The following is a 26,162-nucleotide window of genomic DNA, read 5'->3' as shown; positions in this document are numbered from 1 at the left end:
CAGCTTCTTCAACCTACTCTTCTTTACCCGCATTGATGCTATGTACTATAGCGTTTGCGCATCACCGGGCGGAATAAGCACTTCGCGCGGTTTGCTGCCTTCATACGGCCCAACTATACCCCGCGCCTCCATCATATCAACCAGGCGTGCCGCCCGTGTATATCCCACACGCAGTCTGCGCTGCAAGAGCGAAACAGAAGCGGTCTGTGCTTCACGCACCAAATCCACCGCCTGCTCGTATAGCTCGTCTTCCGGTTCATCTGCCACGACCGATTCCTCTTCACCTGGCATCATCTCCGGATTATATCGCGCTTCCTGCTGATTTTTTACATAGGAGACTACCTTCTCCACTTCGTGATCACTAATAAACGCACCCTGAATGCGCACAGGCTTCGAAGCGCCCATCGGCAAATACAGCATATCTCCGCGTCCTAATAGCTTCTCCGCACCGCCCATATCAAGAATGGTGCGCGAGTCGGCCATCGACGATACACCAAATGCAATGCGGGATGGAATATTGGCTTTAATTACACCTGTAATAACATCAACGGACGGGCGCTGTGTTGCGATAATCAAGTGAATGCCTGCGGCACGGGCCATCTGTGCCAGACGGCAGATGGCATCCTCTACATCACCTGGAGCCACCATCATCAAGTCCGCCAATTCATCTACAATCACAACGATCAGCGGCAGCGGAACAATACCTTCCTGACGCGCTACCTGGTTGTAGCGTTCTACATCGCGCGTACCCGATTTTGCAAACATCTCATAGCGACGCTCCATCTCCTGTACCACCTTCTTTAGCGCCATGGACGCCCGGCGCGGGTCGGTAACCACAGGCGATAACAAGTGCGGAATGCCATTGTATACGTTCAGCTCCACCATCTTCGGGTCAATCATCATCAGCTTTACTTCGCTCGGTTTGGCCTTGCATAAAATGCTCATAATGATGCCGTTTATACAAACTGACTTCCCGCTCCCTGTAGCTCCGGCTACCAGAAGATGAGGCATACGGGCCAAATTAGCGATCATGGGCTGTCCGGAAATATCTCGTCCCAGCGCAATGCTGAGCTTGTCAAGCGCATCTGTGTATTCCGAGCTCTCAAGAACCTCTCTGAGCGTAACCAATGCAATTTCATCATTCGGCACCTCGATACCGATGGCTGATTTGCCCGGAATCGGCGCTTCCATTCGAATGCCGCGCGCAGCCAGCGCCAACGCGATATCATCGCTAAGACCAACGATTTTACTTACCTTTACACCGATAGCCGGTTGGACTTCATACCGTGTCACCGTAGGGCCGCATTGCACTTGAAGCACTTTCGCCTGCACGCCAAAACTCTCTAACGTAGCAACAAGCTTTTGCGCATTGTTGTGAACATTTTTCGTCGCACTACCCGGCTTGATCCCCTTAGGCCTATCCATCAAGTCCGGTGTTGGAAGTCGATAGGATGGATGATCAGGCGCATCCTCAAAGGCAAGCGGCACATCCGGCATCACCTCAGGCGGCTCTTTCACCTCCTGCTTCTTACGCGCAGCCAGCTTTATCTTCATCTGCGCACCTTCCATCTGCATCTCCGGCACAGCGGACGGTACAGGCGGCTCTTCAGCTTCCTCGTACAGCTTTTGTGCAAAATCATGCACGATAATCTCTTCGGTCGCTGTCTCTTCGCTTCTCTCCTGCTCCTCTTGGGTCCAGACTGCTTTTGGCGCGGACATGACAGCGTGCTCCTTCCGTATGCGCGCAGACTTAGGTGTTGTGTGCGCTACAGGTGCTTCCTTTTGGCCCTTTTGACCACGGCCGCTAAACCATCTTGCGACAAAGCTTGGTTTACGCTCGGCAGCAGTATCTTCCTCAGGCTCTTCTTCCGCTTGGTCCACTTCGTATGCTTCCTGTTCCTCGCGTTCCCGTAAGCGCTGTTCGCGTCGTTCGCTCAAAAGCGCCAACGCATCCTCTCCCGCTGTCTTCATTCTTGATCCGCCAGTCATGAATAACCGGCGCAGTCCGTCAAAAATACGTACATACGAAATCTGAAACGTAAGCATCAGTCCAATCAACACGAGAAAGACAACAATCAATGCTGTCCCTGCGGAACCGGCCGCCGCTGCAAAGAACGCATATCCAAGCGCACCTAGCAATCCGCCTCCCACATCCGTGGTGGACGGCTTCCCCGCATCCATCTGTTTCTTCTCCTGAAGAAGCTGCTCCCATGTAACGGAGAGCACAGACTGATCAGCAAACCTCCCCCCGGCTGTCAACGCCTCAAACAACAGCATGTGATTCCATACAAGCAGGGAAAAGAATAACAGAAAAATACCAATCCAGCGCTGAGATAAAAGGTATGGCCACTTACGCTTAGCCATTACGTATATGCCGATGCCTACTCCAGTAAGCGGCAGCAGGAAATCCCAGGCTCCAGCTACAACCCGAAATACCCAAGCAAAATATCGGCCAAACCAGCTCGTATTCGAGAAGGTCAATAAGGCAAGAAGCGAGAGGGCGATGATGACAAGTCCGTATAATTCATACCGGACGAAGGCACGCACATCCTTCTTTTTTGCTCCTGTTTTTTTCCGGCTCTTCTTTTTGTCGGCCAAAGGCTTCACCACCTCAACCATTATGTATGATGCGACAGGGAAAAAGGCAGCCCAACCAACCATTGGCTGCCGTTACCTTTTTTTCCTGTACAGGCGTTCGTATCGCTATTATAACACAAGAACAAATGAGCGGTCATGGAGGAGAAACTGTCGAGTTTTGCAGAATTATATAGAAAAGCCCTACCGATATTCTGGCAGGGCTTCTTGCTCATTATCAATATTTATTGATCGCAGCCATGAGGCTCTCTTTACGTGTACCCAGAATCTCTTTCTGGATATGCACATGGTACAGGGCTTCTTCAAAGGTTAAGAAGCCAATGACCACCAACAGCGCAAACAAGTGGCTCATATTATAATCAAAGCCAATATACGTAGCCACTGCCCACATGCCGAGAATAAACATAACGACATCGAGCGCGGTAGCAATTGCGTTGCCGGCAAAGCGCAAAATAACCAGATCGCCAATTAAATAAGACAGGACGGACAAAATTAAAATCGCGCCTAGCACGTAACTGAACGGCTGATTAAATACAAGGCCTAAAAAAAGAAAAATATTAAATCCAAAGCGAGCAAGCTTAATTCCAAACGCTTTTGCGTGTGCCTTAGCCATAGTCTACCTCCTCCATTCTTCGTTGCGAATCTTTGCTCTTATCTTGTTTTACACCATTTCCCCTTCATTTACACTACCTACTACTAAATTAGCATAATTCAAAAAATTTAGCGACATAACAATCTACCACATAAAAACTCCCACTACAAAGGCTTAACGCCTTCTAACGGGAGTCCTGCATCAATGAATCATCTTGCTTTCTTTCGCCTTCTGTGTGACCCGCTGGGTGGATTTACTAAGCGGCTCTTTTAACACCACGCCCAAAATAAAGGCAGACCCAAGGAATAATAAGAGGCACAACACATCTCTAATGACAATGTCATACACCATTCCCCCCACCGCTTCACGCAGCAAGCTAATCGCATACGTAAACGGCAAAAACGGATGGATGGCCTGGAAGAAAGGCGGCGTGACCTGGATCGGGAACGTCCCCCCCGATCCGGATAGCTGCAGCACCAGCATAATAATGGCAAGTGCCTTTCCCATATTCCCAAAGACAGAGACAAACGTATAGACAATCGTCATAAATACGATGCTCGTAAAAATACCGAATATGACAAACCACATCGTATCGGCAACGTACGCGCCAAGGACCACCATATCACCAACCGTAACAATCAATGCTTGAAAAACACCGATAGTTAAAAAGGTCAGCAAACGTCCAAAATACACATCAAGGCTCCGGTATTTCCCTTCCGGATCTTCCACATCAAGCCGCAGGAGCGACACCAATAAAATGGCTCCAACCCACAAGGATAAAACGGTATAGAACGGTGACATCGCCGAGCCGTAGTTTGGAATCGGGAATCGCTTCTCTTCCTTCAGCAAAACAGGCTCCGCTAGATAATCACTCTCTTTGTGAATATCATTTTTTAACAGTGCAATGATGTCACTAAGGTTCTTAGACTGCTCGAATTCACGGATCTTATCCGCCGCATTACGAACTGAATCCTCAAGCGCAGGCAGATCCTCGCGTACGAGATTCGCAAGCTTATGTACCGCATTCTCAACTTCAGGCAGCTTCGTCTGGATGAGGCTAGCCACCTTATGAACCTCTTGTTCTGTCCGCGGCAGGTCGCGTCGAATAAAATCAGCCGCTTGATGGATCTTCGGCTCTAGTCTAGGCAGGTCGTTGCGGACAAAATTCGCAGCCTGGTTCACTCCCTGGATCAGATCACCCATTTTGCTCTGAATATTTACTGCTACCTCATGCAGTTTGCCTTTGATCTCCGGCAACCGTTCCTTCAGGCGAGCAAGTTCCTCCTGTCCGTATGCTACGCCGACAGCCACATCAGCGAGAATTGCTTTCATATCCGGCAGTTTTTCTTGCGCAGTCTGCATTACATCGGCTGCGTTTTTAGCCGACGTTTTAAGCTGTTCAAGCGCTTTTGTCATATTTGGTACGATCTCTGAATCATACCGCGATAGAATCCCGCCCAGCGTATCGCTTGCATTTTTGGATAATGTATTCAAACGATCCACAAGCTGCTTGGCCGGCTTCTCTCCACGCTCGATGGCAGATTGAATCGTTTTAATTGTGTTGATCTGCTGCGTAAAATTGTTTTGCACCGTACGAAGACGGGCAATCGTATCATCGAACGGATGATTTGGGAGATACGCATTCAGCTTTGTTAATAAATCTGCCGTACGGTCAATGACTCCAACACCGGTAGATAAACGCTCCGCAAGGAAGGACAAGGCATCAAGCGTTGGCTTTGGATCCATGTTAGCCTGCTGCAGCGTATCGGTTATCTGTGTTACGGCATCTGCCGTCTGCTGAAGCAGCAGCAAATTCTGTTTGACAACAGGAGCTACCGCTTCAAACGCCCCGTCGTTTTTTTGTAAAAACGACTGCAGTCCCTGTGTGAATTCTCCTCCGGCTGCTGCAATCTGTTCAACTTTTGGCAATGCCTGCTGCGCAGCATTAATAATGTCCGCTGCTTTGTCCGCATCCTCTATCGCTTTATTAAGTGTTTCCTCTACCTTATTGAAATTCTGATCAATTTCTGCAATACGGTCAGCCGCCTGCTGGATTTCGGGCAGTTTTTGCTGAATGAGCAGGATTTCGTTGCCCACTTCCTTGATTTTTGGCAGCTTCTCCTCCAACTTGAGAATATGATTACCAGCCTGCCTGATTTCGGGCAGCTTCTTCTCAAGTTCGATGATTTTTTGTCCCTTTTCCCGAATCTCCGGCAGTTTTTTCTCGAAGGCAAGCGCTTTGCTTCCCGCTTCCTCAATACCCGGCAGACGTCTCTCCAGCTCAAAGATCCGGTTTTCGATGTGACGAATGGTAGGAAGCTCCTCTTCAAGCTTAATGCCCACCTCATTAAATATTGTAAAAATGGCTTCGCTTGCCGTCTTTACAAAGCTTTCGCTTACTTGCGCTACGACACCTGAAGCGCCGCTCGCTGTGATTTTCGGAGCGATTGCATTGATCTTCTCATTCACCACATAACGTATCTCAGGCTTTTGCGGATTTTCTTCAAGAACGGTTGCAATTTTGGCTGAGAAATCTTTTGGGATAAGCAGACTTGCATAATAATCCCCATGAACAACCCCGCGCTCCGCTTCTTCCCTGCTGACAAACGTCCAGCCAAGCTTCTTATTCTTCTGTAGGTTTTTGACAATCTCGTCTCCAATATTAATCTGTTTATCGATTTCGCTGTTATGAATCCGCGCTCCTTCATCTTCGTTCGTTACAGCGATCGCAATACCTGACGTGTCTCCATACGGGTCCCAGGATGCTTTTAAATTGAACCAGGCATACATCGAGGGCAGCACCATCAAGCCAATAATCAAAAACAAGGCAATTGGTACTTTAAAAATATTGCGCCAGTCGGTTTTATAAATTTCAATGATTCTTTTCATGCGCCGCTCACCTAATCTTATCTAAGTTAATGACTGCAAGGGTAGTGTATCAAACATTTCTCGGTACATAAACACAAGAATTACATATATACCGATTATAGAGATAGGTTTAAAAACATATGTGTTTTTTGTACAAAAGCAGTATATAAAAAAACGGAGCCAGAACAACTGACTCCGTCTCGTCCCCTGCTGTATTGCGCCGCCCTCACTCGCCCACTTCCGGACGGAAACGCAGAATCTGTCCCGGTGCATACGCTGGATTCATATAATCATATGGATTTGGACTAATCAAGCGTACGATACGCGCCTCATTTGTTCCGCATGGCTGAACGAGCATCGTCAATCCGTTCCATTGGATTTCCATGTTCTCATATGCGGACGGATCTTCATTCTGAAAAATCAGCTCCATCGGCAGCGTAGAGTAATGAATCATTGGATCACCTGCTCGATTTGCTGTGCCGGCCGATTCGCCTCAATACGGCTCTTCAACTCCCGTATCGCCGCTCCCAATCCGCCGACCTCATCAATCAGCCCGTATTCCACGGCCTTCGTCCCAACCACATTTGTTCCCACATCCCGACTTAATTCCCCGACCTTGAGCATAAGTTGACGGAACTTTTCTTCTTCTATATTTGAATGACGCACGACAAAATTAACAACCCGATCCTGCATCTTCTCTAGGTATTCAAAGCTCTCCGCCACTCCGATCACAAGCCCTGTTAAGCGAACAGGGTGAATGGTCATCGTAGCTGTCTCTGCAATAAACGAACGGTTCGTTGATACGGCAATCGGAACCCCGATACTGTGTCCTCCACCGAGTACGAGCGAGACGGTTGGTTTTGACATGGAAGCAATCATCTCGGCAATAGCAAGCCCTGCTTCGACATCACCTCCAACCGTATTCAAAATCACAAGCACCCCTTCAATGTTCGGACTCTGTTCAGCCGCTACGAGCTGGGGAATGAGGTGCTCGTATTTGGTGGTTTTATTCTGGGGCGGCAATTGGACATGTCCTTCAATCTGTCCAATAATCGACAAACAATATATATTGCTCTCTGAAGCGGACGGCACATTCGTCTGACCGAATTGCTGAATCATCTCCGTTACTGCTTTGCGCGGCTCGCCCGGCAGCGAAGGAGCTGGAGGCATGTCCGGCTTTGCCGGCATCGGTTGTGTTTGGGGTTCTACTTCATTCATCTGCTCTTGCACATCTGTTTCCTCCTCTTTCCTTAGTATCCATAGTATGAATTGCAACTAAGAAAAGCATGCATCTACCACACATACGAAAAAAATCCAGGAAACTTCCCTGGATTTTTTGGTCACATCATCTGCTTATCGATTATTTCGGAGCAAACCTTGATGTACATACTTTGTAATCTTATGGATTGATACTTGTGTCGCATTGGCGATCTGCATCGCATTGGAGTAGGGATTATTTCGCAGATATTCACGTACCTTACGATATGCGTCCGCCTCTTCTTCTGATTCCATACCGAATGGAACCGTTCGGGTAAGGACTTGCCCCTCCATTGGGTGTATTTTCTGCTTCACGTTCATCCCTCCCTTTTACTTTTTTTAGTTATTTCTATTATAATTTCTATTTTTTTCATATTAAATAGATAGAATGATGTACTTCTCTTACCAGAAACCACAAACCATAGGTCTATTCATCTGCTTCTTTCATTGCTTCATAGTCCTTTTTTCAGACCATCCGTCCTAGCAAGCTTTTCCTTGTTAAGGAAGTGGGCTTGCCTGTACAATGAGAAGGTGAAGAAAAGTGGAAAGCTTACAGAAAACCAGGAGGAGTTATGGAAGAGTTCATTCGATCGGTGTTAACCTTTCTTAGTGATTTAGGCTACTTCGGCATCGCTATCGGACTTATGCTTGAAGTCATCCCAAGTGAAATTGTGCTTGCTTACGGCGGTTATTTGGTTGCGCAGGGGCAGATCAATTTCATCGGTGCCGTTATTGCAGGGACGATCGGCGGTACGATTGCTCAATTATTTTTGTACTGGATGGGCTACTACGGGGGCCGTCCGTTTCTTGAGAAGTACGGCAAGTACCTGCTTATCCGCAAAAAAGAAATCGATAAAGCGGAAGAATGGTTTAATCGCTATGGAGTTGGCGTGATCTTTACCGCCCGTTTCATTCCGGTCGTGCGGCATGCCATATCGATTCCCGCAGGCATTGCCCGGATGTCTGCTGCCAAGTTCATTCTATACACGACACTGGCCGTTATTCCATGGTCGATCTTATTCGTCTATCTTGGCATGCAGCTCGGAGCGCGTTGGGAACAGATTGATGAATTCGCCCGACCATTCGTGCAGCCGCTTATCTGGGTAGCGATCATAAGTACCGTCGCCTATTTATTGTTCAGCCTGCGAAAACGCCGAAAATCATCCCGCATCTCCAATTAATTAAAAATGAGGTGAGCTATGAAGAAGAGAACACGGCGATACACCTATGGAGGTATATGGCTTGCAGCCTTAGTTCTTGCGCTTTCAGGCTGCGGAGGCAAAGAAAGCCTGCCGACCGAACAGGAATTGTCAGCCAAAATTGTGGAAAAACAGGAGCAAAAGCAGGAGAAGAAAATGGCGGACGCTAAGCAAACGCTCGATCACTACTTCAATGCTGTCGCAGCTGCTGTAAAAGATCTTGGCGACAAACGGACCGCCTTCTTCGAGGCATTCTCCGAGCTTGGCGATAAGAAATTGACACAAGCACAGGCACAAAGCCGGGCCGCCTCATCCATAGCAGACTATGAGAAGGCTTTAGTGAAGCTGCAAAACCTTGAAATTCCACCCTATCCAGAGGCAGAAAGATTCCATCAAGAACTATATCAGACGATGAACGCCTATGTTCCTGCAATGAAGAAGGCGGAGCAAGGACTGCGCAAGCAGGATGTATCCGCATTGGAAGAAGCGGAGAAGCAGATGGCCGCCCTTGATGCAAAAGCGCAAAAAGTTCTGGAACAAACCGCTCGCCTACAGATTAAAATCAACACAAATGGATAAACAAAAGGACCCCAAAAGCATCGGGGTCCTTCTTTATTGCTTTATTAGCTTAGGATAATCAGTTACTTGATACGTCTTCTCCTCGGGTAGATAACGCAGCGTAAGCTCGATTGTATAGCGGACAGCAGGCTGTGCATTCCCTGTCTGTGCTTCGAGAAGCAATACCCCCTGGTATTGAGTGACAACATCTACGTCCCGTACATATACCTGATTGATCTGCTTTATGGCAGGAAAGGCCATACGTTCTGCTATAAGCGATGGAGAAAGCTTGCTCTGAATGGATGGGGTTATACGGGATGCGTGCAGCCATTCCGCAACGAATGCTGCCGCAAATGCTTTGGCTTCAGGATTTGCCGTCGCATTGATTTTTTGTGCAGGGGCGATGGTGTTCTCCAGATAAGAAGCGTTTAAACGAACAAGGCTAGTCGCCCCGTTATAGATCAGCGCAAGCGTAGCAGCAACGCCGATAACTTGAACAATACGCAGCCATGCATAGTGTTTCTTTCGTCTGCGCCCATCTTTTATTGAACGTATCTTATCCTGCTTCATCATTAACGCCCCACCCTTACGCACGCACTCATGCGTCAGCGCTTTTATTTATTACCATATAAAACTTGGTAATATTTTCATTCTATCATGGCGCGTTTGTATTTTCTATTCCCGTCCTTCAAAAGCAGGGGACTCATCTACTACAGGCAAGATTCCAATACGGTCTACTTCCCGTCCATATCGCTCTAAATATGCATGTCGTGCTGTTTTTTCTGTAGGACGCCATCCCCAACATATGATTGATTTGGGGGTCTTTTGCATGTTTTGCAACTCTTCTGGGAATAGGCACTGATTCGTGTTCTCACATATCCACCAACAGTTCTGGCATGTTCGCGATATCGACACCGGTCATCCTCCTCAGCCTTTGAAAATGAACACATATACTCCCATTATATAAATAGCAAGGTAGGATCTGGAACCTGGGAATTCATGCAAATTTTGCATGGATTGTTCTTTGACTGTGCAGGAATAAACGGTCTTTTTTTATCAAACAATACGTGACGTGAAGCCATGGCGCTCACGAATTCATCGGAGGAGGCAGATTCGTATGGCAAAGCCGGATAACCGCAAGGACAACGCACAAAAGCTTCAAGAAATGGTGCAGAACACGATCGGCAACATCGAAGCCGCTGAAGATACAATGAGCAATACGCACCTCTCGGAGACACAGCGAGAAGAAATCCGGGACAAAAATGCCCGCCGTCGGGCGAGCATCGAATCCATGCGTAATGAAATCCAAGATGAACAGCAGGCGCAGAGCCAGCAAAACCGGTACGAGTAGGCTGCGGATCAATACGGGAAGTCGGCGATCCGGCTTCCCGCTTACATACAAGCAATATGTATGCAGCAAAAATGAATATGGACATTCTTGTCATTTTCGCATATGATATAAATCGTGTGTTTGAGATAACAGCCACATGGCGAAAAAGGAAACAGGAAGTGACAATCATGAAAACCATTCAAGAGGCCTTATCAGCAGGTGAAACCATCGAGCTCTCTGAACTATTCAACGATATGATCCAGTGGGATGCGTCTTTTAATTTGATGGAGCTGCTTGATACAGGACGTGTTCAATATAATGGTGTGGCCTTAACCCGGGAAGAAAGCCTCGAGATTATCCGTGCGCTAAAAATTCTCGCAGCCTAACATGCCTTACCTTGATAATAAGCAGGCCCCTATCTTTGTACATACACATAGATAGGGGCCTGCTTATTTTAGTCTTTCAATGCGGCTGACATGATACTGCTCACAATCGAGAGCACGATGGAGCCGAAAAAGGCGGCAAAAAAACCTTCCACATGAAACCCAGGTACAAGATTGCCTGTCAGAAGCAGCATGAGCGCATTAATAATGAGCGCAAACAATCCTAATGTCAAAATCGTCACCGGCAGCGCCAACAGCTTTAAAATCGGACGCAGGGTCACATTAATAATTCCCAATACGAGCGCTGCGATAAAAGCAGCACCCACGCTGTCAAACCAGATCGCATCAAACAGCCAGGCAACAACCAAAAGTGCGATCGCGGATAAAATCCATTGCCAAATCCAACGCATGACTCTCCCCTCCCTATAATCGAGCTACTCCTACCTATATGCGGCAGTCAAAAATTCCATTAATCTTTATTATGATTGTTGTTGCCGCTTTTGGCAGCACTTTTTTTCCCATCTTCTTCTTTATCTCTTGCATTTGTTGTCTCCCTCTCGACCGGCACATCTTCAGCAGAGAGAACCTGCGCCTCAAGCGGACGCTCATACACACTAATCGCTTCCTCCCCTATATCCGGCAGTACCGTCTCATCCTTCGCTGCTCCACGCATAATCTCTACGCTGAGCGGCAGATATTTAAACATATGACGAATGACTGTTTTTTTGGCCATTTCCTCATAATCGGTTACCCATGGACCGCTTTGATAGGAGCGGGAACGCATGCGGCGCCGGTCAATTTCTTCTTTGGGCATGAACTCAAACTGATAGCCGCCATCCATAAAATGTGCTACCGCATATACACCGATGAATTCACCGCGCTCACGCATGGCCGGACGATGAGTCAAAGACGGATGAAGTCCGTATTCGTAATCAAATTCATCGTTGCTGTAGACTTCATGTGCATACATGCTTTTAATAGTACCGGAGCGGCGTGCGAGATCGATCATTCCTTTGTATCCGATAACGAAGGTCGCCTCTCTGCCATACGGAATAATATAGCATTGGCCAAGCAGCCCGGGTTCAAGACCTAACTGCGCAGCTTGCATCACCGCACCAAGCAGGGAGGGTACCGTACACTCAAGAAGCTGTGGATTGGTTCGAATCGTAGTAAGTGCAATACGCAGCAACCGATCTACATCCATATGCTTCGGCAGTACCCGTGCAATTTCTGGCTCCATTTTTTTTAAGTATGCACCGATGGCCTGAGCCGGTGTAGGTGGATTACTTTGCGTTTCCCTCGCTTTTGCTTCGAGCTTGCTTCGTAAATCATCTGCCATTGTACCTTCCTCCTCTTTTCTACATAATGAGAAAACGCCTTGTTACTGTGGGACGGACGAATTCTTCGTAAATATCCGGCCGCTTCTCCCGTAAAGCTTTGACATCGACTGCTCTGCGGGATATGTTCTTCCAGCTGATTCGACGCTCACCTGTAAGACCGGTTTCATGGCGGCCAATCAGCGCTTTCAGTCGGTTCTCTGCTTCACGCTTTCTTTCCTCCGCCTCCTCCATATCCCGGTCTGCCTCTTCCCATTTCGCAATCAGCTCTTCCGCTTCATCCGGAAGCACCGTTACGCTATCCGCCTCACCTTCAGGATACATTGCCGTAATCAACTCCGAGGCAGCTTCACTTCCGTCCGGCAGCGGAGGAACACCGGTCATCACATGATTGTGCCAAAAATGTTCACAGATTTGCACGCTAAGCGCAATCAACGCTTCATCCCGCTCTACGATCTGATAATGAAACGTATTGCCCCCAATCAAAACGGCAAAAGCACCCCATGTCAGGCCGGTGATATATAAATACCATTGAAGCTGCAGCTGATACACTTCCGGAATGCTGCCTTCCTCCCATTCCTTGCGCATGTATTCTGAGGCTGTCTTAATCTCTAGTACACCGTTGCCCCGTTCTGTATCGAGAATTAACCGGTCGATATTACCAATTGCCCATTCTGTCTCTGGATGCTGAAGAATGGCATTGCGACGCTCTAGTTTATAGCCGGTTCGGCGTGCGAATTCGTCCGCTATGACCTCTTCAAGCACGCGGCCAAAATGCATTGCTTCGGTATCTTTTCGCTCCATTGCCTGGCCCACCTTCTCCAAATAAACCGCAATGCGTGATCGATACTTATCCACTCCGCAGATGGCTCCTACATCGCTGCCGCTAATTCCTTGCCGGCGCCAAGCAAGCCACTCATCATGTGTCAGATCCGTTGTATTCACAAGTCGTACCGCCTGCATAGTTCCTCCCTCACTCCCTTCATCCTGCCATGTACCTTCTCTATGTACCTTCCCCTTTTTTACATAAGAAAAAACATTCTAAGCCATATATACAGCAAGCGTTGAACAGAATAAAAAAAAGAAGAAGCAGCGCACACTATTTCTCGTTTAAAAGGGGAACGGGCGGTGTAATTTTTATATACACAGCGGCCTACTGATCTCCTATCGGAATGCCGACTGATAATCTAACTTGTAGAAAGCGTCGTGGAATGTATGTGGAAACGGTTTGGACAATTTATTATTTTGCTTGCAATGATTGGAGCGCTGTATTTAGCTCGACTTTCTTACGCCTCATGGTCTGCATTCGCCTTCTGGATTGCCGTCTACCTGTTGATGGTGGCGACAGTTTCGTATTCGCTCATTCTCGAAGAGCGAGCACCTCATAATACACTGCTATGGCTGTCCCTTTTATTTTTTCTTCCCATTTTCGGCTATATTCTCTACTTGTACTCAGGGCAACTGTACTTAAAGGGGCTATTGTTTCGCCAGAAGCGCATATACAATCGTACATATCTCAAGCGCATGCTGGGGGATACTTCCCCCCATACAGCGAGATGCCGGGAGAAGGGGCAGGCAATAACCGATACAAAGCAATGCTTCATCTCTCTTGTGGAAGCGATGGCTTATACACCAATCAACTTTCATTCAAGAACGGAAGTACTAAAAAACGGGCAGGAAACATACACTTCTCTTTTGACAGAACTGAAGCAAGCACAGCGTTACATTCATATGGAATACTATATTTTTCGTTCGGATCGCATTGGCAAAAACATGATTTCCCTATTAATTGAAAAAGCACGAAGCGGGGTAGAAGTTCGATTCATCTACGATGCCATCGGCAGCTTCACACTTGAATCACGGGATATTGCCGCGATGGAGGAAGCCGGTGTGCAAGTACACGGCTTCTCCCCGATCGCCAACGGATTCTTCAATCAGAAATTCAACTTCCGTAACCACCGTAAAATCGTTGTGATCGACGGGCGCGTCGGCTTTACCGGAGGGTTAAATGTAGGCGATGAATACTTGGGACGGGATAAGGCAATTGGTTTTTGGCGCGATACGCATCTGAAGATAGAAGGTGAGGCGCTGCGTACACTGCACGCCATTTTCCTGCTTGATTGGGAATATGTATCCGGCGAACAGTTAGAGGAGCGCCCTTATCTTATTACCGAGAAAGTAGAAGGTGATGGGGGCGTACAGATTACCGCCAGCGGACCCGATACGCAGATCGGATTGATGAGTGATTTGTATTATGCGATGTTCTCCTGTGCCGAGAAGTCCATCTGGATTGCGACACCGTATTTCATCCCGAATGAAGCGATACGCACCGCGCTGCGCATTGCCGCTCACAAGGGCATCGATGTAAAGCTGATCGTCCCGCAAACATCAGACAGTGCGCTCACACAGTATGCTACTGCCTCATATTTTATGGAGCTGCTCCGCTGTGGTATTAAAATCTATTTATACCAAAAGGGGTTTTTACACCAGAAGGTCGTTATTATCGACGGAGATTTCGCTTCAGTAGGTACCGCCAATATCGACCTTCGCAGCTTCCAATTAAATTTTGAGGTCAATGCGTTTCTATTTGAGACGTCAAGTATTGCCACACTTATACAGCAATATGAAGAAGATCTTGATGAATCGATCTGTCTTGATATGGAAGAATTTACTCGGCGCGGTATTATCAAGCGGACAAAAGAATCGTTTGCCCGGCTTTTCTCCCCTGTCTTATAATAGAGAAGAATAAACATGGAACAAGCCTACAGGGAAGGAGTCGAATCTTATGTCACGTATTCCTGTGGTCATTGTCAGTGGCTTTCTCGGCAGCGGCAAAACCACATTGCTGCTTCGGCTGCTTCAAGAAGCCACCCGGCGCGGCCTAGAGTCGGCTATACTGATGAATGAACTCGGTACAATGGATGTGGACGGACGCTTAGTGAACGCAACCATGCAAGAGAATCAAATCATGGAAAAGCTGCTCGACGGCTGTATTTGCTGCAGCAAAAAGAGCGAGGTGGTCGAAAGCGTAGAGAAGCTCTTGCAGAAGCAACCCGATGTGATTTTTGTGGAACTGACGGGAGTGGCCAATCCAGAGGAAGTTGTAGATATGCTCACCGAACCTCGTTTAAAGGAAAAGGTCCGCTTTCATACGGTACTGACTACGCTTGATTCGTACTATTATCTTGAGTACACAAGCATCTTCGAGGTAGACCGCCAACTGGTACGTACGGTAAAACGCCAGGTTGAAGTCGCAGATACGGTAATCGTTAATAAAACAGAGGATATGAAGGATAACCATAAAGAAAAGCTTATCAAGGCACTGCGCAAGCAAAATGACCGCTCACCGATTCTGTTTACAACTTACAGTGACATTGACCTTGTTCCGATATTTGCGCATATACATAAGCAGGAAAAAAGCGCCGCAATCCCAAAACCGCTGTTCCGTATTGTACAAGCACAAGTGACCCGTGAGCCAGATTCTATAGAAGAGCATGACCATGATGCGGCCGCACAAGACGGCTCTTATTCACGGGTACAGACATTCACCCTTCCGGTTCAAGGAATGGTCCAGATCAAAAAGGTGGAGAAGCTGCTGAAGCGCTACCATCCGCACCTGTTGCGCGCTAAAGGCTATTTGCCGGTTGAGGGTCAAACAAAGACACAGCTCATGCAGTATGCGGCCAAACGCACAGAATGGGAACCCGCACCCGATGCGGCTGAACACTATCTCGTTCTAATCGGCATTGATCTGCCTGTTGCTGAAATTCGCCGGGCGTGGGGTGAATTCGTACAAGAAGGAACGCATCAAGCATAGGAAAGGAAGTCGTATATACATCATGAAATCCATTCTACTGGGGATTATTCGTCTCTATCAGCGGCTCATCTCGCCGCTTCTTCCCCCTTCCTGCCGCTTCTATCCAAGCTGTTCGCATTATGGAGCGGAAGCCATTCAACGCTTCGGTGCCATAAAGGGTGGCTGGCTTACGATTAAGCGGTTGGCCAAGTGCCATCCTTTTCATCCTGGAGGTGTCGATTTAGTGCCGGAGAAGCCGGAACAAAAGAAGAGATAGGGCGTTCTTCCGCTCATGTATAAATCACGAGAAGACCTTGGAGCAATCCTGTTAGGTCTTCTTTTTTTGCACCCTTTTCACAAAAGCGCTTGATTTTTTTGCATATCCATGATTAATTTTATGGCAGGCATACTATGCACGCAGAACGGAGTGGACACATGAGCGCATTCGATACAGAAAAGCTTACCCAAAAAATTAAAATCTACGAATTCATTCTAAATCAGCTTAATGAAGGCATCCATGTCATTGACGGGGATGGCGTATCCATTATTTATAACGAGAAAATGTCTGAAATCGAAGCCATGAAGAAAGAAGCCGTCCTTGACCGACGTCTGCTTGATGTCTTCACCTTCACCGAAGAGCAGGAAAGTACGCTGCTGCGCGCACTTCATCATAAAGAGATCACCAAGAATGTAAAGCAAACGTATTTCAATGCCAAAGGCAAACAAATTACGACCATTAACAATACATTCCCAATCACAGAAGACGGCCGGACCGTTGCCGCGCTAGAGCTCGCTAATGACATTACCCGCATGGAACACATGCTGCGTGAGAACTTCTTAAAGTATAAGGATACGCGCTATGTATTCGAAAGTATTATCGGGGAAAGCGCTGCGGTACAGGATGTGATTGAAGTTGCGCGTCGTGCCGCCCGCACATCTTCCTCCGTGCTAATTGTCGGCGAAACCGGAACCGGCAAGGAATTGTTTGCACAAAGCCTGCATAATGATAGTGCGCGCGCTACAGGCCCATTCATCTCCCAGAATTGCGCCGCCCTTCCTGAACATCTGATTGAAGGTCTGCTTTTTGGCACACGCCGCGGCGCTTTTACAGGAGCTATTGAGCGGCCCGGCTTATTTGAGCAGGCCCGTGGGGGAACGCTGCTGCTCGATGAGATCAATTCAATGAGTCCGCCTCTTCAGGCCAAGCTATTGCGGGCGCTGCAAGAAAAGAAAATCCGCCGCATCGGCGATACGAAGGATATGGATATTGATGTGCGCATTATCGCCACCATGAATGAAGACCCTATCGACGCAATCGCGGGGGAACGCCTGCGCAAAGATTTGTATTACCGCCTTGGCGTTGTCACCTTATTTATCCCGCCGCTGCGTGAACGCAAGGATGACATCGACTTGCTTACCCTGCATTTCATCCGCAAATATAACCGCCTCTTCGACATGCATATTGAGCGCATCCACCCGGATGTAATGCATTCATTCCGCGAATACAGCTGGCCGGGCAATGTACGGGAGCTTGAGCATGCAATTGAAGGCACGATGAACTTCATCGCCGGAGAAACCGAGATCACGATGCAGCACCTGCCGCACCACATTCGCCGCAAGCTGCTTCATCTCTCGCATGAAGAAGGCAGCGAACCTTCAAGTGCTCAAAGCACGATACCTGCCGGATCGAGCCAAGGTGATGAGGGTGCTTCCTTCGAGCCTGCGCCTAGTGATTTAAAAAGCCAAGTGGCTGCTTTTGAAAAAAAATATATACGCCATGTAATCCAAAAAAACGGAAACAATGTATCACGTGCCGCACGAGAGCTTGGCATCAGCCGTCAAAGCTTGCAATATCGAATGCGTAAGTATGGCATGAGCTTTACACTTAACGACTAATATTATAGAAGCAGCGTCCGCTTTTGCCTATGCAGGGCCGTCAATGTCTCTTAGTGTATCCGCATAAGAAAGCAGTGCCTTTACCTCTGCGTCTCGTGTTCTCTTCGTCGCACTCCCCATAACAACGGCAATGATTCTCCCAAAGCGAGTATGCGGAACGGTGGCGCATAAGCAGTATTTTGCCTTCGGTGTATATCCTGTTTTCAGCCCGTCTACACCATCCAATGCACCAAGCAGCGTATTCGTATTGCGAAGGGTAAGCGTGCGTCCCCCCCTCGCTACCCGAATAACTGCCCGCTTGCGCTTGGAGATAGTCAGCGCCTCCTCATACTGGATCAGTCTCCGTGCAATGAGGCACATATCATATGCACTGGAGAGATGCCCGGTGACAGACAGACCATGCGGATTGCGAAATTGCGTGTGCGACAGGCCGATCGTTCTGGCATGCTCGTTCATCTGTTCTACAAACATCCCGCTGCTGCCTGCCGCATGTTCTGCAAGAGCAATCGCGGCATCGTTTCCTGAAGCAATCAATAAACCCTGCAGAAGTGCGCGGACGCTAACTTTCTCTCCCGCCTTCAGCCGCATGCTTGATCCCCGGATCGCTGCCGCACGACGACTAATTCGCACTCGGTCTGTTATACCCAACTCGCCAGATCGAATTTTCTCCATTATAACCAACGCTGTCATCATCTTCGTCATACTTGCAGGTGCAAGCGGCTGTATCGCATTTTTTTCCCAGAGAATCCGGCCATCTAAAGCCGTGATCAGACAGGCCGATGATGCCGTACATCGTGGCAGCACAGCACGGATGCTGCTCATGTGGATTTTTTCATCCCTTTACGCCGAGCCTGCTTTTTTATATAGGCTACCGTTTTCTCTAATCCGATCTTATGTGATGCCTTCACAAGGATTGTTGTATGGGGACGCAGATGAGCTAGGATGGCACGACGCAGCGCCGGCTCACTCTCGAATGTCCGCACACGCTCGGCCGGAAAACCGGCCTTGATCGCACTGGCCGCAATGATTTTAGCCTTCTTACCGTACGTATACAAATAATCAATCCCGGCCTGTGCTACATATTCTCCCACTTCGGTATGTGCCTTGGTTGAATACTTTCCCATCGCAAGCATGGTGCCTAGCACAGCCAGCTTGGTTTCACCACCGACTTTATTCAATACATCAATCGCTGCTCGGACCGCATTCGGATTAGCGCTGCACGAATCATCAATTAGCGTGATGTCTGGGGCATAGCGGAACACATTCATCCGGTGCGGGGTTCGTTTATATATTCCCAGTCCCGTCTTCATCTCCTGCGGCGAGAAACCCAGTCCATATGCAATAGCGATGGCATTCAAGGCATTATACACGTTATGATCGCCAAAAATGGGTATGGAAAATGTATGTGTCTCCCCATCAATCATCACATCAAATGCCATGCCGTTCTTTGCATAACGTACATGTGTCGCTCTAAAATCAGCTTCCTCATGCACCCCTACTGTCACCATCGTTCCTTTAAACGCTTCTGTTTCGAGAAGTTTTGAATTGGGATCATCCGCATTCGTCACCAAATAGCCCGTTTGTTTCATATACTTTATCAGCTCCGACTTCGCCTGGGCAATTCCTGCCACACTTCCGCCTACATTGCCGATATGAGCTGTTCCGACATTCGTTACGACCCCCATATTTGGCTGGATAAACTGACAGTGCTTTCGAATCTGACCGCGCGCACCCATGCCGAATTCTAACACCGCCGCCCGATGAAACGGCTGAATCCGCTTCGCGTTGCGCGCTGAGCATGTGTGCTGATTAAAACTCCGATAGGAAGCAAAAATACGCCATTTCCGCCGTAGAATAGATGCGATCATTTCTTTTGTTGTTGTCTTCCCTGCGCTGCCGGTAACGGCAATTACCGGCTTGCGTAAAATCACCGTTTTTGACACGTGATCCCCTCCCTTTTTGCTGCACAGTTTCGCTATGACAATGTATGCAGTAAGAGAGAAAAAGGAAATGTGCTAAAAACCGTTTTTAGCGCACAATCTATGCGGGTATGATTCAATGAAGAGGTGTATCACTCCATTGATGTTGTTTCATCAACACCTGTAATCATTTATGATAGGATGGAGAAGGTAATGTATACTTGAAGGAAGAATAACCATGGCAAAGCATCTCGCAGACTGTACCGTATTAAGCAACGACGTTCGTATGCCCTGGGTAGGGCTTGGCGTCTGGAAATCAAAAGAAGGACAAGAGGTAGAACGCGCCGTTGCAGCAGCGCTTAAGGCAGGCTATCGCAGCATCGATACAGCCGCAGTCTACGGCAATGAAACAGGTGTTGGCAAGGCGATTCAACAAGCGGGCGCCGAGCGCAACGAGTTATTTGTTACGACTAAGGTCTGGAATGCAGACCAAGGGTATGACTCCACGCTGGCCGCGTTTGAAGAAAGCCGCAAGAAACTAGGCCTTGACTATATTGATCTATATTTGATCCACTGGCCGGTTAAAGGCAAGTACAAAGACACATGGCGCGCCCTTGAGAAGCTTTATAAGGACGGATTGGTGCGAGCCATCGGGGTTAGCAATTTTCAGCCGCATCATCTTGAAGATCTAATGGCAGATAGCGAAGTTACTCCTATGGTAAATCAGATTGAGCTTCACCCGCTTCTCTCACAAAAGGACGCACGCGCCTTCTGCAAGCAGCACGGCATTCAAGTAGAAGCATGGAGTCCGCTTGGACAAGGAGGCGAGCTGCTGCAGCATCCGGTACTTACCGAGATTGCCCGCAAGCATGGCAAAACCGCAGCACAAGTCATCCTGCGTTGGGATTTGCAGCATGAAGTCGTCACCATTCCGAAATCCGTTCATGAAGCACGCATCGTTGAGAATGCCGATCTGTTCGATTTCGTATTGTCGGCAGAGGAGATGGAAAAAATCGATGGACTCAATGAAGATAAACGCATCGGCCCAGACCCCGACAACTTTAATTTTTAGAACAAAATAAAGCCACCCGCTCAGGTGGCTTTATTCTCTATATCGCTTTACAATTTGCTTATTAAATCGTTTTTGACAAGCACTTCGAGGTTCAACTGCCTACTTCCGTCAGCAAAGTCAATGTCAATCAATTGCTTATCTAGCGCTCGGATTGTCCCTCGACCTAACTCTTTGTGCATAATCACATCATTAACCTCATACTCCGCCATCTTCTTTCGGACTTCTAGGTTGTGTAATACCATTACGTCCTCCCACCTTCGTTTTATTATAATGTAAAAGGTAAAGATATTACATACTACCCTCACCGAATCTTCTCGAAACGAACGGGGAAAGAACGCAGGGTCTTTAGCTATTCTTTGGACGGATAAAAATAATGGGTCGCATTCACTTCATTTCCAAGCTCTAAAATACCATACGAGAATTGAGGTTGTCTTCGTTTATCCGTCGGCGAGCCCGGATTAAACAACAGCCTCCCTTCATGCCAGCGCAGAAGCGGAATATGCGAATGCCCGAAAATAATAATATGTACATCCTCTTTGGCAAATGCATCCACAGCCCGCCGCTCTGTCGTTTTGCTCTTTCCATCACCATGCACCAAACCGATGCGATACTTCCCGAATGTCAGCACTTTCTTGCGCCCGAACCGCTCCACGATGTCCGCCCCGTCATTATTGCCTGCCACACCGTCAACAGGTGCGATGGCTTCTAATTTCTCTATGACTGCCGCTGTAGTAAAATCACCGGCGTGTATTATCCTATCTACTCCTTGAAGGCCATAGATAAGCGCTTCGGGAAGCTTTTTGGCACGCGATGGCATATGCGTATCCGCGATGACTCCAATCCGCATCTATAGTAACCTCCTTTATCTATACAAAAAGGCCGTCCTGCTCAGACGACCTTCATTCATACGATTATTATGTTTAAAGAAAGACAACATAGAATGCCCCGGCAATCATTACAATATCAAGCGCAATAAAAGTGCCGATCAATACTTTCTTCGTCATACTCGGCTGGTACATGGTTCGTGCCTCCTTACTATGCGATAACAACGCAATACATCCGTTATCTCTATTTATAACATAAATATACGGCTAATTGGGAACCGATCTGTTACAAATTTTTAAACTCGGTAATCCTGTACCCATCATAGCAGCCAAAAAGAGGTGAACACGAAAACAACCGGCCGTAACGGTCGGTTGGTGGTGATTATCTTCCGTATGTAATAAGTGAGGTACGCTTATCCGCAAAGCGAAGCGCCTCTTTGTTATTTATCAATTTATGTGCGGCGAATCTGAATCCGATCGCCCGGCATCAGCATTTCCACTTTTCCCTTGCACAACACATCGCCGTATACATGGATTCCCAAAATCCAATCATCCCCATCATTGACGCGAATTTCTTTTCCGTCTGTCAGTGGAATCAGCCCATTTTCTATTCGAATGGCGGGAAAGCCGTCGGCATGCCATGAAAACGTTCCTTCAATATGGTTGCTCATATCTATCCCTCGCTTTTCCAACACTTTTGCTGCCTTCTTGTAGCCTATAACAAAAATGTACTCTGTTTTCACAAAAGAAAACATAGCGAGAAAATGATTTTTTCATGATAAACGATCGAAAAATCTGACTATTTTACCGAGGGTGTTGACAATCACTGCATCAACACCCTTACCGTTTGCTTACTCCATGTCCAGCCGATACCCGTATCGCGGTACCGTTACAATACATTCTCCGTATTTGCCCAGCTTCTTCCGCAAGCGGTATACAAGCGCATTGATCTCATCCTTGCCCACATCGGGCACGTCGCTGCTGCCTTCCACTGCTCTCTCCGGCCAAATTCGCACCTTCATCTCATCATAGCTTATCGCCTGATTCCGATTTTCATACAGCATCATCACAAGTTCTGTATGCTTACCGGATAGAAATACGGGATTACCATCAATCAAGATCTCGCGTCTCTCCGGATGAACGATAAACCCTTCCGCCTCTGTTCCCCATTGAATGAACGGGCTTGTAAATTCTAACGTCGGTGAAAGCTCAATTTCATTATTATTAATAAAGGTAAGCAGAACAACCCCTTTGGCGAGGTTAATTTTATCACTGTTCTTAAGTATGTATGGCTGGTTTGGTTCAATTTCATAGCCATTAACCTGTACACCATGCTTACTCGCTAGATCTGTAATTGTAAACTGGCCGTTGTCAAGTCGAACAGCGGCGTGTCTACGGGAGATATACGGACTCGCAAACGTAAGATCCGGTCTATTCTCCCTGCCGATACGTCCGAGTAGAAGCTCCCCTTCCGATAACGGGACGCTCTCTCTTTCCGTATGCGGCTCACCCTTGTCAATCCGCAAAAAAACCCCTTCTACCAATACTGATTCACCTCCGCAACCGACAATACTGTTGTACGCGATAGATAAGGTTTGTGTCAACTTCCCAGTATTAGTGTATCGTAAATATCAAGTTTGTGAAAAGCATTGTGTGCAATCAACATGCCTATCTAGGGAATAAGCTATAGATATTCACCCTTCTCTCGTTTACAATGCTATTATTAAAGAAAAAAATAAGAAATATCAAAAAGTGGAGGATAGAGAAATGAAAACATTCCTGCTAGTTTTGATGCAGCTTGCCGGCTTATGGGCCATCAACGAGGCGGGGTACCTTCTGGCTCATACCCTGCATCTCCCTATTCCGGGAAATGCCATCGGTATGATTATTTTATTTGCTTTGCTTGCGACAGGTATTGTACGTCTGGCATGGATTGAGCAAGCGGCCTCCTTCCTCATTCGCCACCTGGCTTTCTTCTTCATTCCGGTCGCTGTTGGCTTGATGAATTTTGGCGGTCTATTTACAGCCAATGGTCCCGCTATCCTCATCGCTATCCTCATAAGCACCGGGGTCGGTATGCTGTGCACGGGGTGGGTATCGCAAGTACTTGAACAAAGAAAGGAGAAGCAAGATGAGTATGCTCGTGACGCTATATAGCATCCTATTAACGATGGGCGCTTATCTTCTTAGCCGCGTAGTGGCACGTAAATACCCATCGCCATTTACTACACCCGTATTTTTTAGCACTGCACTTATTATCTTGGTTCTACTCATAAGCAACGTATCATTTTCACAATACGAACCGGCCCAACGCATCATGACATTCTTTCTCGGTCCGGCTACGGTTGCGCTCGCAGTTCCGCTGTATAAAAATCGACAATTGATCAGTAAATACAGCTTGCCGGCCCTTGTCGGCCTGTTCGCAGGTTTATTATCAACGATCATATCTGTCATATTCATCGCACAGGCACTTCGTCTCTCTGATGAAATTGTCGCCTCTCTCAGCACAAAATCCGTCACAGTGCCTATCGCACTTGAAATTACACGCATTATTGGCGGCTCCCCAGCACTTAGTGCCGCCTTTGTTGTGTTGACGGGTACCATCGGAACAATGCTCGGTCCGTGGATAATGAATAAAGCTGGCATCCGCAGCCCCTTCGCATACGGATTGGCGATGGGAACGATCTCACACGGACAGGGAGCCGCTCAGGCCGCATCCACCGATGAACTGGCCGGGGCCGTGGCAGGAGTAGCGATGGGACTTGCGGCTGTGCTGACCTCCCTTCTGCTTCCGCCTTTGTACTCTCTCTTGTTTTAGCTGATCAGCATAATTCAATGGCAACAACAGTAGAAGAACAACAAAAAACCACAATATCCTGCGTATACACATGGTATTGTGGTTTTTACTTATAATTTTCTATTGCTGCATTAAATACTTTGTTATAGTCTGAAAAACTTCTGTCTCATATTTCTGCGGAAGATAGGAAGATAGCTTCACAATCAAGGTATCAGCTTTTGGTGCAATATATATGCGTTGATCGAAACGACCGTGGGCTGAATATCCGTCAAATGGGTCATGATTAACCCACCACTGATTGTGATAAGAAAATCCAGAAAGATATCCAAAATCACTTGCTTCAAAATATTCTTTATTACTGCCTTTTTGTATTTCTCTTATAATTCGCTCAGGAATAATTTGTTGGTCATTATAATAACCATAATTAAGCATCATTTCCCCAAAACGTGCCAAATCACGTAATGTAGCCCGCATACCACAGTTAGCAACATCCGTACCAATCGGATCCAATTGCATTGAAGCGTTTTCTTCTGCTCCGAGCTTGAACCAGATCGTATCTTGTATTAATTCTGCTATATTTTTACCTGTTAATCGCTTAGCAATCCACCCCAATACTTCTGTTTGGCCATTTTCATAATAAAATGAAGCACCTGATGGCTTATCTTTCTTGCTAGATAACATGACCTCATATAGATTTTCCGGCCCATTATAGTTATCTGGCTTGGGCATTGCCCCTGCTGCTATAAAAATGAGGGTCCCTCTCCCTATCCCCATCGGTGTATCTATTTCCATATATTTTACTGGAACTTGCATATCCATCAACTGCTGAATAGTTCCATCGCCAAGCCCGGTGCCTTCCAATTCAGGAATATAGAAGGAAGATTTTTTATCTAAATCTAACTCCCCTTCATGCCAAAGCACACCAATAATTAAACCAATAAAAGATTTTGTGGCAGAGTTTATTGCATGGAGCTGGTAAGGTTTGTATCCATTAAAGTAATTTTCGTAGACAATTTTCCCTTTATGCATCACCAAAAAAGCATCTGTATTTGTTCTTTTAAGATAATCTAAGACGGACTCTTCATCCTCATTTCCAAATACATCTAAATCCAATCCTTTTTCAGCATACAATAGTGAGGTTGCTTGTCGATTTCCTCTCCATATGATACGACTTGGACCCAACTCATCGTTTTGACAATACCATTGAACATTTTTTTGAGAGGTAAACCAATTATCTTTAGTAATAAGATCTTCCATGTGTGGGGGAAAAACCTTTTTCTCATCTCTTGTAACAGACTTCATTATTAATCCTCCTGCTCTTGTCAAATGGATTCCTTTATAGGCGCATCTTTTTTTATTTCTTGAATGTTATTTTTAATTGTTAATGCCATAATAGCTCCTGCCAATGCAGAGGCAATTAAAAACCATGATGCAGCATCATACGAACCGTCAAAAAGGGTAATAACAAACCCAATAACTGCTGGGGAGACAGCCCCGGCTATTTGTCCACCGAAACTCACCAGCCCTATAGCTGAACCGGTTAGTTCCTTTGCTGCGTATTTAATTACCGTTGTGTAAAGTGCTGTTCCAATAAATGAGATTGACATAGAAGCAAATGTCATATAGATAATACCTAGCGGGACGTTTGATGCTTTAAACATTAAATCACGAGTGTTGATTAGCTAAAAAAAGTAAATAAAAAACGAAAAAGAGGCGCCTTTTTCGGGAAAAGAGTTTGT

At 47.0% G+C, this 26,162-nt stretch carries 30 protein-coding genes; 11 read left to right on the top strand and 19 right to left on the bottom strand.

The features are described 5' to 3' along the window. Positions 1–45: 45 nt before the first annotated feature. The 6 genes from AB3351_RS03330 to AB3351_RS03305 form a co-directional block, all read right to left on the bottom strand. On the bottom strand, positions 46–2,598 hold the full coding sequence (locus tag AB3351_RS03330) for a DNA translocase FtsK (RefSeq protein ID WP_371145711.1): 2,553 nt from the start codon (positions 2,596–2,598) through the stop codon (positions 46–48). 214 nt (positions 2,599–2,812) lie between these two features. After that, positions 2,813–3,208: a DUF2512 family protein gene (locus AB3351_RS03325; RefSeq protein WP_371145710.1), complete on the bottom strand. Its 396-nt coding sequence runs from the start codon at positions 3,206–3,208 to the stop codon at positions 2,813–2,815. 180 nt (positions 3,209–3,388) lie between these two features. After that, on the bottom strand, positions 3,389–6,076 hold the full coding sequence (locus AB3351_RS03320; RefSeq protein ID WP_371145709.1) for a YhgE/Pip family protein: 2,688 nt from the start codon (positions 6,074–6,076) through the stop codon (positions 3,389–3,391). Positions 6,077–6,281: 205 nt separating this feature from the next. Then, positions 6,282–6,509 (bottom strand): YlzJ-like family protein, encoded by a 228-nt coding sequence (locus AB3351_RS03315; protein WP_371145708.1) that lies wholly within the window; start codon positions 6,507–6,509, stop codon positions 6,282–6,284. Then, a complete protein-coding gene (locus AB3351_RS03310) occupies positions 6,506–7,273 on the bottom strand; it encodes a ClpP family protease (RefSeq protein ID WP_371146253.1) in 768 nt (255 codons plus the stop codon). The genes AB3351_RS03315 and AB3351_RS03310 overlap by 4 nt, the downstream gene beginning before the upstream one ends. A 135-nt stretch (positions 7,274–7,408) precedes the next feature. Next, the gene (locus tag AB3351_RS03305; protein WP_371145707.1) at positions 7,409–7,627 is read right to left on the bottom strand and encodes a hypothetical protein; all 219 of its coding nucleotides are present in this window, start codon (positions 7,625–7,627) and stop codon (positions 7,409–7,411) included. A gap of 257 nt (positions 7,628–7,884) precedes the next feature. On the opposite strand from AB3351_RS03305, the gene AB3351_RS03300 reads away from it, so the two are divergent. Then, the gene (locus tag AB3351_RS03300) at positions 7,885–8,493 is read left to right on the top strand and encodes a DedA family protein (protein ID WP_371145706.1); all 609 of its coding nucleotides are present in this window, start codon (positions 7,885–7,887) and stop codon (positions 8,491–8,493) included. An 18-nt stretch (positions 8,494–8,511) separates the two neighbouring features. Further along, positions 8,512–9,090 (top strand): hypothetical protein, encoded by a 579-nt coding sequence (locus AB3351_RS03295; protein ID WP_371145705.1) that lies wholly within the window; start codon positions 8,512–8,514, stop codon positions 9,088–9,090. 33 nt (positions 9,091–9,123) lie between these two features. Here the strand turns inward: AB3351_RS03295 and AB3351_RS03290 are convergent, their stop codons facing one another. After that, on the bottom strand, positions 9,124–9,642 hold the full coding sequence (locus tag AB3351_RS03290) for a hypothetical protein (protein WP_371145704.1): 519 nt from the start codon (positions 9,640–9,642) through the stop codon (positions 9,124–9,126). A 102-nt stretch (positions 9,643–9,744) separates the two neighbouring features. Beyond that, on the bottom strand, positions 9,745–9,984 hold the full coding sequence (locus AB3351_RS03285; protein WP_371145703.1) for a hypothetical protein: 240 nt from the start codon (positions 9,982–9,984) through the stop codon (positions 9,745–9,747). Between the two features lie 202 nt (positions 9,985–10,186). On the opposite strand from AB3351_RS03285, the gene tlp reads away from it, so the two are divergent. Continuing rightward, complete coding sequence (tlp, locus tag AB3351_RS03280) at positions 10,187–10,420, top strand: small acid-soluble spore protein Tlp (RefSeq protein ID WP_371145702.1); 234 nt, start codon at positions 10,187–10,189, stop codon at positions 10,418–10,420. A 167-nt stretch (positions 10,421–10,587) separates the two neighbouring features. After that, positions 10,588–10,785: a hypothetical protein gene (locus AB3351_RS03275; protein WP_371145701.1), complete on the top strand. Its 198-nt coding sequence runs from the start codon at positions 10,588–10,590 to the stop codon at positions 10,783–10,785. A 68-nt stretch (positions 10,786–10,853) separates the two neighbouring features. Here the strand turns inward: AB3351_RS03275 and AB3351_RS03270 are convergent, their stop codons facing one another. From AB3351_RS03270 to AB3351_RS03260, 3 genes are read right to left on the bottom strand one after another with little or no spacing between them, the layout of a single operon-like run. Further along, complete coding sequence (locus AB3351_RS03270; RefSeq protein WP_371145700.1) at positions 10,854–11,192, bottom strand: phage holin family protein; 339 nt, start codon at positions 11,190–11,192, stop codon at positions 10,854–10,856. A 59-nt stretch (positions 11,193–11,251) separates the two neighbouring features. After that, entirely contained in the window at positions 11,252–12,121 is an 870-nt protein-coding gene (gene recT, locus AB3351_RS03265; protein ID WP_371145699.1) for a recombination protein RecT, read from the bottom strand. 19 nt (positions 12,122–12,140) lie between these two features. Then, positions 12,141–13,082 (bottom strand): YqaJ viral recombinase family nuclease, encoded by a 942-nt coding sequence (locus AB3351_RS03260; RefSeq protein ID WP_371145698.1) that lies wholly within the window; start codon positions 13,080–13,082, stop codon positions 12,141–12,143. Between the two features lie 252 nt (positions 13,083–13,334). On the opposite strand from AB3351_RS03260, the gene cls reads away from it, so the two are divergent. The 4 genes from cls (at position 13,335) to AB3351_RS03240 (ending at position 17,811) form a co-directional block, all read left to right on the top strand. After that, positions 13,335–14,855 carry a cardiolipin synthase gene (cls, locus tag AB3351_RS03255; RefSeq protein WP_371145697.1) on the top strand — a complete coding sequence of 507 codons (1,521 nt, stop codon included), beginning with the start codon at positions 13,335–13,337 and terminating at the stop codon, positions 14,853–14,855. Between the two features lie 49 nt (positions 14,856–14,904). After that, a complete protein-coding gene (locus AB3351_RS03250; RefSeq protein ID WP_371145696.1) occupies positions 14,905–15,936 on the top strand; it encodes a CobW family GTP-binding protein in 1,032 nt (343 codons plus the stop codon). A gap of 22 nt (positions 15,937–15,958) precedes the next feature. Continuing rightward, positions 15,959–16,192: a membrane protein insertion efficiency factor YidD gene (yidD, locus tag AB3351_RS03245; RefSeq protein ID WP_371145695.1), complete on the top strand. Its 234-nt coding sequence runs from the start codon at positions 15,959–15,961 to the stop codon at positions 16,190–16,192. A 158-nt stretch (positions 16,193–16,350) separates the two neighbouring features. Continuing rightward, the gene (locus tag AB3351_RS03240) at positions 16,351–17,811 is read left to right on the top strand and encodes a sigma-54 interaction domain-containing protein (protein WP_371145694.1); all 1,461 of its coding nucleotides are present in this window, start codon (positions 16,351–16,353) and stop codon (positions 17,809–17,811) included. A 27-nt stretch (positions 17,812–17,838) separates the two neighbouring features. On the opposite strand, the gene AB3351_RS03235 is transcribed toward AB3351_RS03240, so the two are convergent. Further along, positions 17,839–18,633: a D-alanyl-D-alanine carboxypeptidase family protein gene (locus AB3351_RS03235; RefSeq protein WP_371145693.1), complete on the bottom strand. Its 795-nt coding sequence runs from the start codon at positions 18,631–18,633 to the stop codon at positions 17,839–17,841. Further along, positions 18,630–19,754 (bottom strand): UDP-N-acetylmuramoyl-tripeptide--D-alanyl-D-alanine ligase, encoded by a 1,125-nt coding sequence (locus AB3351_RS03230; RefSeq protein WP_371145692.1) that lies wholly within the window; start codon positions 19,752–19,754, stop codon positions 18,630–18,632. The genes AB3351_RS03235 and AB3351_RS03230 overlap by 4 nt, the downstream gene beginning before the upstream one ends. Positions 19,755–19,968: 214 nt before the next feature. On the opposite strand from AB3351_RS03230, the gene AB3351_RS03225 reads away from it, so the two are divergent. Next, positions 19,969–20,802: an aldo/keto reductase gene (locus tag AB3351_RS03225; RefSeq protein ID WP_371145691.1), complete on the top strand. Its 834-nt coding sequence runs from the start codon at positions 19,969–19,971 to the stop codon at positions 20,800–20,802. A gap of 47 nt (positions 20,803–20,849) precedes the next feature. Here the strand turns inward: AB3351_RS03225 and AB3351_RS03220 are convergent, their stop codons facing one another. The 4 genes from AB3351_RS03220 to AB3351_RS03205 form a co-directional block, all read right to left on the bottom strand. Further along, positions 20,850–21,044, bottom strand: a complete 195-nt coding sequence (locus AB3351_RS03220) for a GNAT family protein (protein ID WP_371145690.1) — start codon at positions 21,042–21,044, stop codon at positions 20,850–20,852. A gap of 107 nt (positions 21,045–21,151) precedes the next feature. Then, a complete protein-coding gene (locus AB3351_RS03215) occupies positions 21,152–21,649 on the bottom strand; it encodes a metallophosphoesterase family protein (RefSeq protein WP_371145689.1) in 498 nt (165 codons plus the stop codon). A 429-nt stretch (positions 21,650–22,078) separates the two neighbouring features. Next, entirely contained in the window at positions 22,079–22,297 is a 219-nt protein-coding gene (locus tag AB3351_RS03210) for a hypothetical protein (protein WP_371145688.1), read from the bottom strand. 180 nt (positions 22,298–22,477) lie between these two features. Beyond that, entirely contained in the window at positions 22,478–23,152 is a 675-nt protein-coding gene (locus tag AB3351_RS03205; protein WP_371145687.1) for an FHA domain-containing protein, read from the bottom strand. A gap of 241 nt (positions 23,153–23,393) precedes the next feature. Here AB3351_RS03205 and AB3351_RS03200 point away from each other — a divergent pair, with 241 nt between their 5' ends. Both AB3351_RS03200 and AB3351_RS03195 read left to right on the top strand, forming a co-directional pair. Next, positions 23,394–23,783 (top strand): CidA/LrgA family protein, encoded by a 390-nt coding sequence (locus AB3351_RS03200; RefSeq protein ID WP_371145686.1) that lies wholly within the window; start codon positions 23,394–23,396, stop codon positions 23,781–23,783. Continuing rightward, complete coding sequence (locus tag AB3351_RS03195; protein ID WP_371145685.1) at positions 23,758–24,444, top strand: LrgB family protein; 687 nt, start codon at positions 23,758–23,760, stop codon at positions 24,442–24,444. The genes AB3351_RS03200 and AB3351_RS03195 overlap by 26 nt, the downstream gene beginning before the upstream one ends. Positions 24,445–24,543: 99 nt before the next feature. Here AB3351_RS03195 and AB3351_RS03190 read toward each other — a convergent pair whose 3' ends face one another. Then, complete coding sequence (locus AB3351_RS03190; protein WP_371145684.1) at positions 24,544–25,725, bottom strand: serine hydrolase domain-containing protein; 1,182 nt, start codon at positions 25,723–25,725, stop codon at positions 24,544–24,546. 20 nt (positions 25,726–25,745) lie between these two features. Beyond that, positions 25,746–26,045 carry an MFS transporter gene (locus tag AB3351_RS03185; RefSeq protein WP_371145683.1) on the bottom strand — a complete coding sequence of 100 codons (300 nt, stop codon included), beginning with the start codon at positions 26,043–26,045 and terminating at the stop codon, positions 25,746–25,748. Positions 26,046–26,162 lie beyond the last annotated feature (117 nt).

The sequence above is a fragment of the Aneurinibacillus sp. REN35 genome (genome assembly GCF_041379945.2).
Taxonomy (GTDB): Bacteria; Bacillota; Bacilli; order Aneurinibacillales; family Aneurinibacillaceae; genus Aneurinibacillus.
This window is presented reverse-complemented; position numbering and strand designations above follow the sequence as displayed.